General features: G+C 33.9%; 20 protein-coding genes. All 20 read left to right on the forward strand.

The window, feature by feature from the left end:
* The first annotated feature begins 2 nt into the window (after window positions 1-2).
* Window positions 3-302 (forward strand): hypothetical protein, encoded by a 300-nt coding sequence (locus DPIF8902391_RS09745; protein WP_172505700.1) that lies wholly within the window; start codon window positions 3-5, stop codon window positions 300-302.
* Window positions 303-367: 65 nt separating this feature from the next.
* On the forward strand, window positions 368-1,150 hold the full coding sequence (locus tag DPIF8902391_RS09750; RefSeq protein ID WP_172505701.1) for a hypothetical protein: 783 nt from the start codon (window positions 368-370) through the stop codon (window positions 1,148-1,150).
* Window positions 1,147-1,713, forward strand: coding sequence for an HNH endonuclease (locus DPIF8902391_RS09755; RefSeq protein ID WP_172505702.1), 567 nt, complete (start codon window positions 1,147-1,149; stop codon window positions 1,711-1,713). The genes DPIF8902391_RS09750 and DPIF8902391_RS09755 overlap by 4 nt, the downstream gene beginning before the upstream one ends.
* Window positions 1,714-1,861: 148 nt before the next feature.
* The gene (locus tag DPIF8902391_RS09760; protein ID WP_172505703.1) at window positions 1,862-2,023 is read left to right on the forward strand and encodes a hypothetical protein; all 162 of its coding nucleotides are present in this window, start codon (window positions 1,862-1,864) and stop codon (window positions 2,021-2,023) included.
* Between the two features lie 246 nt (window positions 2,024-2,269).
* Window positions 2,270-2,461 carry a hypothetical protein gene (locus tag DPIF8902391_RS09765; RefSeq protein WP_172505704.1) on the forward strand — a complete coding sequence of 64 codons (192 nt, stop codon included), beginning with the start codon at window positions 2,270-2,272 and terminating at the stop codon, window positions 2,459-2,461.
* 69 nt (window positions 2,462-2,530) lie between these two features.
* The gene (locus DPIF8902391_RS09770; protein WP_172505705.1) at window positions 2,531-2,887 is read left to right on the forward strand and encodes a hypothetical protein; all 357 of its coding nucleotides are present in this window, start codon (window positions 2,531-2,533) and stop codon (window positions 2,885-2,887) included.
* Window positions 2,888-3,036: 149 nt separating this feature from the next.
* On the forward strand, window positions 3,037-3,264 hold the full coding sequence (locus tag DPIF8902391_RS09775) for a hypothetical protein (RefSeq protein WP_172505706.1): 228 nt from the start codon (window positions 3,037-3,039) through the stop codon (window positions 3,262-3,264).
* A 504-nt stretch (window positions 3,265-3,768) separates the two neighbouring features.
* On the forward strand, window positions 3,769-4,014 hold the full coding sequence (locus DPIF8902391_RS09780) for a hypothetical protein (protein ID WP_172505707.1): 246 nt from the start codon (window positions 3,769-3,771) through the stop codon (window positions 4,012-4,014).
* A gap of 36 nt (window positions 4,015-4,050) precedes the next feature.
* Complete coding sequence (locus tag DPIF8902391_RS09785) at window positions 4,051-4,506, forward strand: hypothetical protein (RefSeq protein WP_172505708.1); 456 nt, start codon at window positions 4,051-4,053, stop codon at window positions 4,504-4,506.
* Between the two features lie 112 nt (window positions 4,507-4,618).
* Window positions 4,619-5,092: a hypothetical protein gene (locus DPIF8902391_RS09790; RefSeq protein WP_172505709.1), complete on the forward strand. Its 474-nt coding sequence runs from the start codon at window positions 4,619-4,621 to the stop codon at window positions 5,090-5,092.
* Window positions 5,093-5,246: 154 nt separating this feature from the next.
* Window positions 5,247-6,491 (forward strand): S49 family peptidase, encoded by a 1,245-nt coding sequence (locus DPIF8902391_RS09795; protein WP_172505710.1) that lies wholly within the window; start codon window positions 5,247-5,249, stop codon window positions 6,489-6,491.
* Between the two features lie 2 nt (window positions 6,492-6,493).
* Complete coding sequence (locus tag DPIF8902391_RS09800) at window positions 6,494-7,471, forward strand: hypothetical protein (protein ID WP_172505711.1); 978 nt, start codon at window positions 6,494-6,496, stop codon at window positions 7,469-7,471.
* A 23-nt stretch (window positions 7,472-7,494) separates the two neighbouring features.
* Entirely contained in the window at window positions 7,495-7,875 is a 381-nt protein-coding gene (locus DPIF8902391_RS09805; RefSeq protein WP_172505712.1) for a hypothetical protein, read from the forward strand.
* Window positions 7,868-8,437, forward strand: a complete 570-nt coding sequence (locus DPIF8902391_RS09810; protein ID WP_172505713.1) for a hypothetical protein — start codon at window positions 7,868-7,870, stop codon at window positions 8,435-8,437. The genes DPIF8902391_RS09805 and DPIF8902391_RS09810 overlap by 8 nt, the downstream gene beginning before the upstream one ends.
* Window positions 8,438-8,533: 96 nt before the next feature.
* Window positions 8,534-9,262 carry a hypothetical protein gene (locus DPIF8902391_RS09815; RefSeq protein WP_172505714.1) on the forward strand — a complete coding sequence of 243 codons (729 nt, stop codon included), beginning with the start codon at window positions 8,534-8,536 and terminating at the stop codon, window positions 9,260-9,262.
* Entirely contained in the window at window positions 9,263-9,832 is a 570-nt protein-coding gene (locus DPIF8902391_RS09820; protein ID WP_172505715.1) for a hypothetical protein, read from the forward strand.
* Window positions 9,825-11,336: a hypothetical protein gene (locus DPIF8902391_RS09825; RefSeq protein WP_172505716.1), complete on the forward strand. Its 1,512-nt coding sequence runs from the start codon at window positions 9,825-9,827 to the stop codon at window positions 11,334-11,336. The genes DPIF8902391_RS09820 and DPIF8902391_RS09825 overlap by 8 nt, the downstream gene beginning before the upstream one ends.
* A gap of 323 nt (window positions 11,337-11,659) precedes the next feature.
* The gene (locus tag DPIF8902391_RS09830) at window positions 11,660-11,998 is read left to right on the forward strand and encodes a hypothetical protein (protein WP_172505717.1); all 339 of its coding nucleotides are present in this window, start codon (window positions 11,660-11,662) and stop codon (window positions 11,996-11,998) included.
* A gap of 2 nt (window positions 11,999-12,000) precedes the next feature.
* Window positions 12,001-13,341 (forward strand): hypothetical protein, encoded by a 1,341-nt coding sequence (locus DPIF8902391_RS09835; RefSeq protein ID WP_172505718.1) that lies wholly within the window; start codon window positions 12,001-12,003, stop codon window positions 13,339-13,341.
* Complete coding sequence (locus tag DPIF8902391_RS09840) at window positions 13,338-14,282, forward strand: DUF6712 family protein (RefSeq protein WP_172505719.1); 945 nt, start codon at window positions 13,338-13,340, stop codon at window positions 14,280-14,282. Before DPIF8902391_RS09835 ends, DPIF8902391_RS09840 begins: the two co-directional genes overlap by 4 nt.
* Window positions 14,283-15,181 lie beyond the last annotated feature (899 nt).

Raw genomic sequence — 15,181 nt, forward strand, 5'->3', positions numbered from 1 at the left:
AGATGGAAATTATATCAGAAAAATTATTAGGGATTGAAGTACGAGTGATTCTTTTAATTAAATCAGATACATGGTTAAAAGGTATGTACCGAGGCAATACCTTTATAGGAATGTACTGGGATTTCAAAGAAGACGATGTCTCCTTGCTATTTCAGGCAGGTAATAAGTTGTTTCCTAAAAACTTAAAAGATTGGGAGGCATACGAAAAAATATATAGTAATCGAGTAGATTATTTCCCGAGAAAACTGAAGGATCATTTCTGTTTACCAACAGATAAACTAGAGCAGTACCGAGCTAGATAAATAGTTAAATCAGATAAATAAAGGGCGTTTAAAAAGCGTCCTTTATATTAAAATAAGATGAAAAAATGTTAGATCAAATAAAGTTATTTCGAGAAAATCAGCAAAAAAAACCACTTTACAAGACGCTTACATCTATGCGTTCGTTAGCTATATCTATTCAAAGTTATAATATTTTTTACGGAATAAAACAAGCTGCTTTTTTCTATTTGCTTTTTGAATATTTAATTCCAAACGATTATTTGCGTGTAATTCCTGCTTTGTTTTTTGGATATTTCGTAGCAAAAGCAATGCTAAATATAGCCGTTAATATTCCTGAAGAAAAAGAGTGGGTAATTGTATCCATTGCGTTTTTTGACTTCCTGATGCTTTGTGTAATTGTAGATATTATGCACAAAACAGATATAACAGAAATTACAAATAATCTTATTTTCTGCGGGTTTGTTACTTACATAGGTTACTGGCTAAATCAAGTATTTGTTTTAAAAGTAGAAAAAACTGAAAAAGCAGATACCCAGAAGTTAATAGCATCGTTAGAGCAACGCCTTGTTGCTTATAAAATGCAAGTAACAGAATTGGAAAAGAACGGAACAGATGCCGACCATGGTCGACCAAATACTGACCATGGTCAACCAAGTGCTTTACCGTATTCATCAAATACTGACCATAGTCAACCAAGTGCTGACCATGGTCGACCAAATACTGACCAAGTAAAAGAAGGTAATCAAACTAATTTACTAGACAGTATTGATAAGACTTGCCCGCATTGTAAACGTGCTTGTCCCAGTAAGAGATCCAGAGATTCACATAAAGGAAAATGTAAACTGAACCCTAAAAATATTACGAAATGAAACAAGAGGTAACTAGAAATTTTTATAATGAAAAATGGGCAGAAATACAATTTGATAATGCTATTTCTAAAAATGAAAAGTTTATAATATCAACTTATGGACGGGTTATAAATTGTAAAAACAAACCTTTTTTAGTAAAAGAATCATTTACTAACGGCTACAGGAGTTTAGCTGTGAAAAAAGAGAATGGAAATCAAACAGGGCGTTATGTTCATAAGTTAGTTGCTCAAACCTTCCTGGACAACATAAATGGTGTTTTCGTGATCCATCTTAATTATGATAAATCGGAAAATCATATCAGTAATTTGAAATGGGCCACTAAAAGAGAAAAAGAAATACACCAACACAAAAACCCTGAATATATTGCGATAATGCGAGGGTTTGTTAAGCATAAACCAATCAACGCTAAATTAACAGCAACGAAAGTAATGCGATTGAAAAAGCGTATTTTTAATCCGAAAAGAAAATCGACAATAAAAAGATTAGCAAAAGAATTTGGTATATCTGAAATGCAGGTTTATCGAATTAAAAACGGTGTTAATTGGGGATATATTAGAGCCTGAAATGTATAACACTAAATAAAATATTAGCGGCAATTAATTTTTATTTAGCGAAATAAATGAACAAAGAAGCGTTGTGTAGTGCAACGAAAAAATGAATTTTAAATCTTGTTAGCGTTTCGTTTTTAACGTCAGCAGTAAACCAAAAACAATGGAAGGATTAATAGAAAAGTATGAAGCGAAATTACAGTTTATCACTAAAAGCTTAGAACAAACTAAACACTTAATGGATAGTGATCTTTTAGAAATAATGGAGGGTATTAAGTCCTTAGTTTCTGAAATGGTTGATGATTTGAAAAAAGAAGCGGAATAAAAAAAACGAACTGTCAAATATTACTTGACAGTTCAATTAAAAAAAAAGACCAAAACACAGTTTTATTATGGAAAACTTATTTGAATTTTTAAACCAACAAAACGGAGATCAATTAGCTGGTTATGGTGTAGTATTTGTAGTATTTATTTACTACGTAATGCAAGGACTAGTCGATATATTTGAATCTATATTTAGGTGTAAGAAATAATTGTGCCTAACGTTCTAGTATAACAAAATGTAACGCTTATGAAGGAAAAATTTTTAAAAAAGATAAATGAATTTTACCCAAAAGACGAGGGGTATAATGAAGAACTAGCCAATGAGTTATTTTTGTTATACCTTGTTAGTAATTCCGTTATTTGCGGTAATTGTGACGGATATGGCTATACCGTAGACGAAAACGGTAGAAGAAAAGAACATTGTAAAGAATGCGAATAGTAGCAGATTATGGTTACTAACGCTGTGTGTATGATGCGTAATTTGATTTAAACACTAAAACTTATAGATATGAAACTAACTAGAATAGAAGCACCAAAATTTGAAGATATGGATTTGCCAAATTATGACATTATACACGATGTTATAGGTAGGCTTTCCAATGACCTTAATAAACAACTTGAAGATTATGTTATTGAGGGATTAAAAAGAAAAGGTTTTGAATTAAAAAACAGAGTTGAATTAGAAGCATTTATTAAAGAGCGTTGTAGATGTGAAGATAATATTTCTTTAAAAGAAAAAGTTTACTATGTAGATAATACGCCTTTCTTATTCCACAACTACAAAAGCGAACCATTACAGATGCCCTCAATAACAGATAGCGAATACAAGATAAGTGCTAATTTAGGTACTTATGCTTACCTATAACGCCCTGGTGTATGTGGCGAATTTTTCCCGCAGGGAAAATATGCGCTCATACACTTTGTTGGCACGTAGTTTATTATTAACGATTAAAAACTAAAACACCGCCTTAGTTTTTAATTATACATTTTTTGGCGGTAGTTTATTCTTAAATTATGATTTTAAAAGAAGGTAGATTTTTTAGTATTCAGTTTTTTAACTCAACAGGTATTGAGGTTGTTTCAGATTTAACAGGGTTAAGTCCAGAGGATATAGAATTTGAGCAAGACCAAGGAAATGTATTTATTTCTCAAGCAAAAAATGGTCGTTATTTTTTATTTTGTTCAACTGATGAACAAGATAAAGAAATTACTTTCAATGAGTTTAAACGATTGTCTCTCTAATTACTGCCAACACGAATATATACGTAATAGTACATAATACATCAACTAAAATAAAGACCAGGAGTTCGCTCTCCTGGTCTTTATTGCGTTTAATATAAAAAGACTTTTCAAAAAAAACCTTTAAGACTGTAAAAAACCAACGTTTTTAGTTCAACAGTTCAACAGTACAACATTATATATATTATTAATCATATATACTTATAAATCAATGCTTTATGTAGTTGTATAAATAGTTTTTTGTGTTGAACTTGTTGAACCTTAAAAAAAACGTTCCAACAAATAAAGGGGTAGTTCAACAAGTTCAACGCTTATTTGTAGTTGTTCAACACTATAACCTACTGTTTTTTAAGTAGTTGACTTTATCTTGCTGTTTGTTGACCTTTGTTTATTGAAAATAAGGGGGTAGGTTCAACAAAGTGTTTTTTTTAAAAAAAAGCGTCCTATTTTAAAAACCCCACCCATTTTATATTTGTATTCACAATTTAAATTTTCAAAACAAGTAAGATGGAAAAATCAAAAACATTAAAAATATTCAAACAAATATCAGCGCCAACTAAAACTGGCCGTAAAAACGAGATGAAGGAGGTCGTAATTGACGGTTCTTTGATTTCTTTACAAAAAGAAGTAGCTGCGTTAAAGAAATCAGGCGTTATTTATTTTGAAGTGATCGACCAAAAAAAACAAATTAAAATAATTTATAAAAAGCTATTGTCGGGAGTTAATTACAGCAAGAAAGTTGTTAAAATATAAGTAAGTCAGTACCTTACGCTTTAAAAAATCGCTCAAATGATTACACTTGAAATCCCAATTAAACCGTATTTAAAGAAATATTTAACACAGAAATACGGCGAAAAGCATACGGTAAAAGAATCTACCTTGTTAGGAGGTGTTGTGATTGACATCTTAGATCGAAATTACAAAAAAGAACAAATACAATTACCACACCATACAACGTATCAATTGCAGGTGCCAGGTGCAATTGTTCAGAATGTTGGTTTTGACATTTCTTTCGTAAAGCTTAAAAAACTAGCTGAACGGATCCGTAAGATATTCTATAATGATCTTGATTCATACATCAACATTTCGATAGGGCAGGATCTTAAAGTGATAAATGAGAAATATGAATCCATAAACAAACAGAACAGAATTTTGGCTATTCGTCAATTTTTGGAGCATCATCAAATAACTGAAGATGAAATTAGTGCTGACTCAGTATATCGAGCGATGTCACGAATGTCATAAGTGGACAAGTTCGCAAAACGTCAAAAAACAAAACGTCTGCACGCCTTGTAAATAAAGGCGTGCAGACTCGGACACTTTTATGAAATAATTATTCTGTCCTAAAATGAGATATATGAATACAACTATTATTGATAATTTAGAACAGGTAGGTGGATGGTATAATGTTCAAATCATACCTGTTAATGAAGTAATCTACTGCCCGCACATCCTAACAAATACTAATTCGAACGAACTTATTATTTCGGATACTGATACAGGTTTAGACATTATGCCTGTGACTGAAAATATTAAAATATCAGAAACACCTAAAAAAACAAAGTCTGGTACTATTTATACGGTAATAGCTGAGTTTGAGTTAAGAGTTCAGTTAGTAGAAATAGATATTTACTTTAACAAATTCATAACTAATAAAGTTCTACTTATCGGAACGAAACATTACGGTCAAGAAAAGATATACGGATCTAAGTTATTCCCGTTAGATTTTTCTTACCATTTTGTGAACGGAAAAAAACTAGAAGATGGTAGTTTGATCCGTATTAAAGTATCAAGTAAAACACCTCAGAAACCTGTATTCATCAACAGATAGTAACACTTCAAAATAGCTGTCCTATTTTAAAACAGCCTGTAAAATTATGTTTGTAACGTGCTAATCACAAAAGCACGTTACAAATATGAATTCAAATAATTTATACTCCTTACTTAATACGAACTGGATGTTTGCTGGTAGCAGCGAATCATCATTGTACCCTTTTTTATTTAATATTATAAATAGTACTCAGCAAGCAACGGCTAAGCTTTCCGATACAACATACCAGTTCGCATCTAATTCTGGAGAAATATCAGATACTCCACAAAAAAATAGCGACGGATCCGTAGCTGTTGTAAAAATGCACCATCCAATATTTAAGTACAATCAAGAATGTGGACCGCGAGGTACACAGTCTATTATGAAGCAAATGGATGCTTGGAAAAATGACAATGCTATAAAAGGAGTGTTACTTTATATTAACTCAGGTGGTGGTCAAGCGTCTGGTTGTTCTGAATTTGCTGAATACTTACATAATTACCCAAAACCTACAGGAACTTACACCAATGATACCATTGGGTCTGCGGCTTATTATGCTGCGTCAGCGACTGGTTTTATAACAGCAAATAAACATGCTGATTTTATAGGTTGCATAGGTTCGATGATTAAGAAGGTTGACATGGAGGGTGTTCTTATTAATAAAGGGGCAACTATAGAAGAGATTTATTCTGACTTGTCGCCTGAAAAGAACTTACAAAGTAGAGCTCTTAAGGATGGAGATTCTAAACCTCTAATTACTAAGTTCTTGAATCCGCTTGCAAAGCAATTTCATGATGACGTCAAAGCATACAGATCTCACGTTTCAGAAAAAGCATTAAAAGGAGATGTTTTTAACCCCGAAGAATCACTACAAGAGGGATTAATTGATGAAATAGGAACATTTCAATCAGCTATTGATAAAATACTATCAATGACCACTACAAATAATAACAAATCAAATCAAAATACAATGAGCAATTTAAAAACGCCATTGATTGAAGCGGTAATAGGCGCGAATTTCAGTGATGCAAAAAATGAAACTGGAATCTTATTAACAGATGACCAGGCGACGGCTATAGAAAACAAGCTATCAGCAAATGATGCCGAAGTTTCAAAATTTAAAAATGAAGCAACCACTGCAAAAGATGAAGTGATTGCTGCAACTGCTAAAATCACAACCTTAACAAGTGATAATACTTCAGTAACAAATGCCGTTCAGAATGCTTTAAAAACAGCAGGAGTTGAAAACGCTGCAACCATGACAAATGAAGCTGGTGTTATCGCTTTGAGCAATTTAGTTGCTAAGTATGGTGCTAATGATGGCGGAAAAGGAACAACGCATTTGTTGAATTTAGGTGGGGGTGAAAGTATTGCAGACCCTGTAGGGAATAAATTAGAATCAATCTTAAAAAATATTTAATAATGTCAGATACTATTACTGTTACGGATATTGTGACTTCTTACGGAGCACATTACATCCCAGGTCAAGGAAAAATTAGTGAGTTAATTCGTTTACAGAAGCAACCAACAGTTACTACAGGCTACGCAACACCTATTATTTCTGATGCTACTATTTACAGGGCGCCACAGGCATATATGGACGAGCTTATTCAGCCGTGGCAAGGTGATTTCACTGCTAAAGGTGGGGTTACCTTTAAGCCAAATGATATCCCTACGTTTAAAATCAAAATAGATTCTGGCTTTCAACCAGATATTTTAGAAGAGTCTTACCTTGGTTTTATGACACAAATAGCCGAAGCTGACCGAAGTAAATGGCCTTTTGCTAAATGGTTTATTGAAGTATATGTTTTAGAGCAGCAAAAAGAGGATTTGGAGAACCAAGCCTACGGTAAAGGTGTTTATAAAGAACCTGTAAAAGGTGTTCCTGGATCTGCAAAAGACACTATGGATGGTATTGAAAAGTTGATTGATGACGGTATTGCTGGGACGAAAACAGCGCATAGCTTAATTAACGCAGTAGCATTGTCAACTTCTTTTTCAAGAAGCACTGCTTTTGATGGGATTGAAGAGTTTATGGAAAATATCGATGAAAAGTTATTGAATAAACCAATGACTTTAGGTTGTGATCCGAAAATAGCAAGATGGTACTTTAAAGATCGTAGAGATACTTTAGGTGCAAATGCTAACTACTCAGACAAAAACGCTAAAAGAATTGATGACTACGAGAATGTGAATTGGGCACCAATGCCTTCATTAGCAGGTACGGGTCTTATCTTTGCTACACCTACAAAGAACTTCGTGCATATTCGACCGAAAAAACAAATGAATCCTATCAGAGTTGAATCTGCTAAAAGAACTGTTGATGTTTTAGCTGATTGGCGTGAAGGTTTAGGGTTCTTGTTTAACGAATTGGTTTATGCTTACAAACCAACTGTTTAATCTCTTAAAAAAGAATTTAAAAAATGAGTACAGATAATACATTAATAGCAAAAGCTCAGGAACTTCAAATTGAAGTTCCTGAAAATGCTACAGAAAAAGAAATAGTTGATTTAATTAAAGTGGCGGAACACCCTATTTTAACGGAAAATCTAGCGGAAGCAAACGAAATAATTTTAGGATTAGAAGATGATTTAAAAGCTGAGATTCAGAAAAATACAAAAAAAGTTCCTGTTGATTTGTTGCTTTACAAGTCAAAGAAAGGGATTTCTTACGAGTTAAAAGTTCCATCTTTTAGATTTCAGGGCGAAAAGCATATTTCAAAAGAGGTTAATACTAATGTTGAATTAATGGAAGCTTTAATTAAAGCTAAATTTATTCACTTAAAGCAGTTAGAAGATGAGTAAAATTAAAATAGAATCAATCGGTGGTCCGACAGGTTGTGAAGTTTCAGGAGCATTTTCACATACTGAAGTTTTCATTGCTTTTCTAGAGGATTTCGAAACTGTAAATGCGCCTAAAAAAAGATGCGGACCAGATGCAGCTGTTAAATTGGAAGATTTAGTAACGATCACGGAAAGCCATGTCTTTAAAACAGGCTGTGGTTTTACCCAGTATAAAGCAATTGAGCAAACAGTCGGTTTAGAGACTAATCAAATTGGCGACCCAACAAAATCACCTGTTCAGGAGAATAAGTTAACGTTGCAATTATTAGGCTCTAAACCTGAATTACTAGGCGCAAAACGTCAATTAAAAGGACGTGAATTAATCGTATGTGTCCCGGAATTCGGTAGCGGAAATATGCGTCAAGTAGGGTCAGCAAAATACGCTGCAAAACTTACCGAGTCTAGTTCGAAAATCGAGCAAGCTAGTGAGGGTGAAAACACAACTACATTTGTATTCACGGATAAACAGATGTACGATGCCCCTATTTATAAAGGTGATATAGATAAACAACCTGTAAATTAATGTTATAAGTAAATATTTTAAAATAAAAAACCACTCTATTATGAGTGGTTTTTTTGTGTCCTATTTTAACATATTGACAATTACCATTTTTACACTATGAAAATAGAAAAATGGTTTAAAGAGGGCTGTAATTACAGCGAAGGTGTTTTATTATATATTTCAAAAAAAGGTCATAATACAAACTTAGCGCGTTTATTTACCAGAAAAGAAAGTGTTTATAATTTAGAGAAATTAAAACATGAATTACGGAAATTTACAGATACTGAAATTGAAACAATTGCGGTTCCTGAAAAGAAAATACCGCAAATCATAAATAAAAAACCTCCAGAAAAACACAAAACTACCCGTGGCTTCTATCGGTTAAATCAATTAGCTATCGAGCTACACCCGTTATCGATTAAACAACGGAATGATTTTCAAAAAGCAATTTCTTTAAAATTGAAACTAAACAGCCTGCATGCTTCAGAAGAAGGTATTGCGTTGACGTTGTGTTTGGAGATTGAGCATTTATTTGATGCTATTGACACTGCGCAACGTGTTTTAGATCATTACGTAACTCACAAAGTAATATTAAATATTACGCCAAGAAACTACACTGATTTAAACGCCGCGCAATTACTTCAGGCACGCAACAATAAAAGAGTAGCAGTTTCAAGATACCAGACAAAAGTAGCCAACCTCACTATTGATGTTTCAAAAAAACAAACAATAGCCGTAGCTACCAAAAAAAAGATTTCACTCGGTAAAGCTAAAAGTAAGCTGCTCGAACACCAGTTAGATCTACAAGTTTTAAATGAATTAATTAATCAACCAAAAAATAGTTAGATGGAAAATGGTCTGCAATTAAAAAAGGGGCGAGATTCTTCTTTTGATAAAATATTTGCTTTTTATAAAAACCCCGAAAAATACGAATTAACAACTAAACAGATAACTATTAAAAATCGTTGGCTTGCTGCGTGGACTTTGAGGCTAGAAGGGAACACACCAACAAAAGCGGCGGAAAAACTACAGGAGGTTTACAAAGAGGAAAAACTATCCAGGGCGCAGGCATTTAGAGATGTTCAAAATTCCGAAAAACTATACGGAAGTATTATTAATGCTGACAGAACAGGAAGGATGGCAATTCATTATGAATATGCTTTAAATGCGTACAATAAATCAATGGAAGCGAAAGATTTTAAAGCTGCTAAAGGTTTTTTAGCTGAAATGCGAGAATCTATGCCGTTTGAAGATAGTCAGTCTTTTAACCCTGAGAAACTTGAAAATAAACCTGTTAAGCTTACTGTTGAAAACGCTGTTGAGCAAGCAATCAAGAATCATTTAAAAACGGGTGTTTTAGATTTTAACACTTTAGAAGTTGAAGATGTAAATCATGAAGATATAACCGATGAATAAGTTTTTAAAGATAATTTTAAACGCCGCGCAATTAGCGGCGGTTATCGCAGTAACAGTATCAGGAAAAACAAAAATATATTTAGAATGGGGGCGTGGTACTGGTAAATCATTTATTCTGGCATTCTTTATAAAGGAAATGGTAAAGCAAATGCCAGGCGCTTCTTTTGCGTTAATTGGATCAACATATCAGCAAATCTTATCAAGAACATTGCCTTCTACCAAAAAAGGATTAGCTCTTTTAGGCCTATACGAAGGTGTCGATTATGTTGTTGGTAAAAATGGAGCGTCGTTAGGATTTGCTGAACCTATTTACGCGCCGAATAAATGGGGTAATATTATTCATTTCAGTAATGGCGCTACTTTTCAGTTAGTTTCTTTAGATAATCCTGAAAGTGGCCGTGGTTTAAATTCCTTCGGCATCGTGTCCGATGAAGCCGCATTATTAGATCCTATTAAATTATACAATAATGTAAAAACAACCAATCGAGCAAAGGAAGCACGATTTGAAAAATGTTCAATGTTAGGAATTGAAGTGTACGCATCGTCAACGCCAATAACAAAGAAAGGTAAATGGTTTACGGACATGGAAGATGTGGCGCGTAAAAACCCTAAAAAATACGCATTTATAAAAGCATCGGCGTTAATTAATAAATTGAATTTACGGGCGGAATGGTTCGAGGAGATGAAAAACGAATCGCCATCAGATTTAATATATAATGCTGAGATATTAAACATAAGACCTAACGAGATATTAAATGGTTTTTACCCTCAGTTAAACGCTAAGAAGCATTATTACACGGATTATGATAATGAATATTTAGAAGGGATTACAAATGAATATACAAAAGCTTCTTTTAATTGTAAGCAAGATAATGACATAGATAATTCAAAGCCATTGATAATATCAATTGATTGGGGTACATTTATTTCAGCTGTTATTAGCCAAAAACTCCCAAACAAATACCGTGTTCTAAAATCGTTCTGGGCAAGTCAGTCGTCGGAATCAAGAGATTTGGAGGATCTGATTAATGATTTCGTTGAGTATTACGCGCCTTTATCAAATAAGGTAGTGCATTTGTATTATGGCCACGATGGTAATGCCAAGGTAAAACGAGGAACTAATGAGACTTATGGTGATGTATTAGTTCGATTACTTCAGAACAAAGGGTGGGCTGTTTATGATAAGAGTAAGCGTAAACCTGTAGCACCGCACAACGATAAGTATATATTAATCAATATGATGTTGAAGGCTACTAGTTCGCGATACCCAACCATTGAAATCAACGAGCAAAACAACCCTGATTTAATTATAGGATTGGAACGTTCGGAAGCATCAGAAGGTAAGAACGGTATTCAGAAAGTAAAGAAAGATGAGCGAAATTCGAGCATGAAGCAGGAGCACACCACGCACTTGCCAGATGCGTTTGATATACCATTGTATTCATTGTACAAAGATTTGTTGAAACCTGAAAGAGAATATTGGAGATTGCAGACCACGCTTTAAAATACCAGGTAGATTTTCATATATCGCTGTTTTCAAAAACGGTAATTGTCAATATTCAAAGGACGGGGCGAGAAGAAAAGCTTTTAAAGAGATTTTTAAATAAAAAACAAGAATTGACTTCTTAGGTTTTATAGGTGTTTCAGCTTGTTTTCGTTTTTAAGAATGAGATTATCGCGTAAAAAAACACCTAAAACACACTGTTTTTATCCGTAAACGATTCAAAATAGTGTGTTTTTGATGTAAATACATCTTTTTACGAGACTAAAACTGCGAAAAAAATAGCTGTCCTATTTTAAAAGTCGCTATTGTGTGTATTTAGCATTATGAAAGAAATATCATTAAAACAAGCGCTTGCTATTATGGACCAAAAAGATAAGGAAGGAAATGCGTTTCCTTTTGATATTACTTTCAGGTCCTTGCAGCGAAATTCTAAAACAGGGGGTCATTTATATAATTATACTCAGGTTAAAAGATTAAGGCCGAAAATCGGGAAATCAACAAAAGCTTCATTAATAAAAGCAGTTCAATCTGCGGAAAAAATAAAAAAGCAGCCAGATCACTTTGTAAATAGAACTCGAAATTTAGAGCTGCAAAACGGAGAAATTAAAAAGATTCACATCAGATTGATAATTTCAATTAACGGTCAAAACGTAATATATTAAACATGAGTGTAATATTTCAAGGAGATTTTGCAATAGCAGGGGGGAGTAAAAAAGCGGTGGTTTCGTTTTCGAAAAAAACAGCAGACGCTACGGTAACAAGTGTTATTGTTGAGTCTGAAAATGCGGCAGGAAAAGTAGCTTCGTGGGGGCCTAATAATGACTTTCCGCAGAAATTAACAAAAAAAACAAAACCTGCCGGGTCGCTTCGTTCAGGGTTAAGAGTTAACCGAAAAGCTCACTATGGTTCTGGTTTTATAATCGTAAAAGAAACCACCGAAAAAGGTAAAAGAGTAATTCAGCATCAATGCTTGCATGAATTAAAGGATGTTCATGCGTTTTTTAAACGCAATAATATGAAGCGGTTTTTTAAAGAAATTATTGCTGACTTGGAATACTGGGAATTAGCGTTTCCTGAATACGTGTTATCAAATGATTTTAATACGATTAACAAGGTAAAAAGGCAGTTCACTGCTGATTCTCGTTTTGAAATAATGAGCGAAGAAAATCGCAAAATAAACAACGTATATGTTTCTTCAAAATGGGCGGAAGGCGTTGAAGTCGCATCTAAATATGTCGATATAATACCTTTAATGGATAGTGATTTGTCAGCCATTGAAGTAAAAGAGTATTGCAAAGCAAATAACATTCATAATTTTATTAGAACCGTTGGTTATCCGTTAATTAACAACGGGTACTACCCAGACCCGGAGTGGCAATCAATCGAAAGTAGTGGTTGGCTAGACATAATCAACTCCATTCCGAAGTACAAAAAAGCGTTTTTGGAAGATAAAGTAAACATCAACTACCACATAGAGGTTTACGAAGAGTATTTCGAGCGTCAATATAAAGAGGACTGGCAGTCATTTACTCCAGAAAAACGTGAAAGTGTTAGAACCGACTTCGTGCAAGGTTTAGATAAAGCTTTGCGAGGCGTGGAGAACGGTGGTAAATCAGTAATGTCAATGATTTACAAAGACGATAATGGCACGCCGCAACCAGGTTTAAAAATTACCGAAATAGGGAACTCAAACAAAGATGGCGCTTACTTAGATGACACCGCCGCAGGTATTCAGGCAGCATTAACAGCTGCAGGAGTTGATCCGTCATTAATTGGGGCGGGTATTCCTGGAGGTCTTGGTGCAGGTTCCGGATCAGACAAAAGAGAAGCTTGGTTTATTTTATCGGCATTAATGAAGCCGAATCGTGAAACTACTTTAGAGATTTTCGAATTTATACAAGATTATAACGGATGGGACCCACAGTTAATAGGTGCATTTGAAGATACGGAATTAACAACTTTAGACAAAAACCCAACAGGAACACAAAAAGCAGCGCAAGTATGATAGTACAAACAACCGATCAACTCCGTGAACATATATCTGTAAATGGTTCTGTGAATATTGAAAATCTAAGTCCTTATTTACGAAAAGCAACCCGTAATTTTTTAAAACCACTAATCGGAACAGCTCAGATAGCTGTTTTTGAACAAACCCAAACAGACCCGATATTAATAGAGGCGCAGGTACTGGCTAGAGAGGTTGTTGCCAATTTTGGTTATTATTTGTACTTACCTATTGGTGCAGTTCAAGCCTCAGATGCCGGTTTTTTTGTCGTCGATTCGGAAAACACAAAACAAGCTTCCGATAAACAATTTAAAGAATTGCAACGGTCTTTTAAAAAGTCTGGGCATGAAGCTTTAGATGATTTATTAGATTACATGGAGCAATCTGCGGATAAATTCCTCGATTGGTTCAATTCTGATTATTACACAGTTTACAAAGAGTTGTTGGTTAATAAAACGAGCATATTTAATAAATGGTACTACATTTTTAATAGCCGTCAAACTTTTGTAGCGATGATGCCTACTATTCGAATTGTTGAAGATCAGTTTATAAAAGCTGTAATAGGTAGCGAATTGTTAGATAATTTGAAAAGCAATCAAACTATCCAGGAGCGAAAAGAAGTAAAAGAATATTTGCAGCAAGCAATTGTAGCATTTACGGTTATGAAAACAGTAGATAACGGGATGTTTATCTTAGACGCACGAGGAATGCACATGAAATTCGACGTGCTGCCTTACGAAAAATCGGTAACAAATGTCAATCTAAAAGTAAATGACTTTTTAGTTCGAACGAAAAGAAATAAAAAAGTGGCAGGCGAAGAGTATTTGATAATGGCGAAAGAGATTATTCTTAAAAATCCTACTCTTTTTCCTGAGTTCAAAATTAAACCCGTCAGAAATAATTTAAAAATAACTGTTACAAAAGGAATCGTGGGCTTTTAAAACACTGTCCTATTTTAAAGATTGAAGTAACTCGATATTTGATATATAATTAAAATAATATGATACGGATTTTTAGTGAATTTTATCAAAATGCAAAAAAAAAAATAACTTCTTTTTTTAAAACAGACTCAGAGATAATTACCTGCGACAGAGAAGATATAACCTGTGATATAGATTAGATAATGGCGTTTACAGAAAGAATTAATACAGGAATTGCGCCGAATGACGGTAAAGGTGCGGGTTTGCGAACTAATATGCGAATTTTGATAGCGAATGATGTTTATCTACGTGAATTACTTGTGCTCAACAAAAGCATATTAAGTTCGTTGGAATCAAATTACACCGACCACAATCACGACGACAGGTATTATCGAATTCATCAAATAGATCAGTTTTTAAACGCTAAACTCGGTATAAACCAAACCGCAAAAAACGCTCATAAGCTTGGCAACCATCCGCCTGAATATTACGCAAAAAAAGACCACAACCACGATGATATTTATCAGCTAAAAAATGAAGAAAATGGGGCGTTTATAAGTAGTCAAAAGTTATTGGAGCCAAAAACAGGAAAAGCTTTATTTCCAGAATTAAAAGGCTCAGGGATATCACTTTCAATCAACTCTACTGGGTCAACAGGCTATCCTTATCAATATGGGTCATCTGTTCACTTTTTTTTCGGATCGAAAACAGAGGGCAGTCAGAATTTAAAACTTCGTGCATTTACATTGTGGAAAGATACACGTTCTAATACATTGTATCATCAAGGTTATGACGACAATGGTGTAGCTACTGGTTTTAAAAAGATATTTAACGAAGATAATCTACAAAAATCAGATGTCGATAAGTTAAATGTAGATGCCGCTACACTTAATGGTGAATTACCTGCTTTTTACGCCAAT

Source organism: Tenacibaculum finnmarkense genomovar ulcerans (assembly GCF_900239495.1).
Taxonomy (GTDB): Bacteria; Bacteroidota; Bacteroidia; order Flavobacteriales; family Flavobacteriaceae; genus Polaribacter; species Polaribacter ulcerans.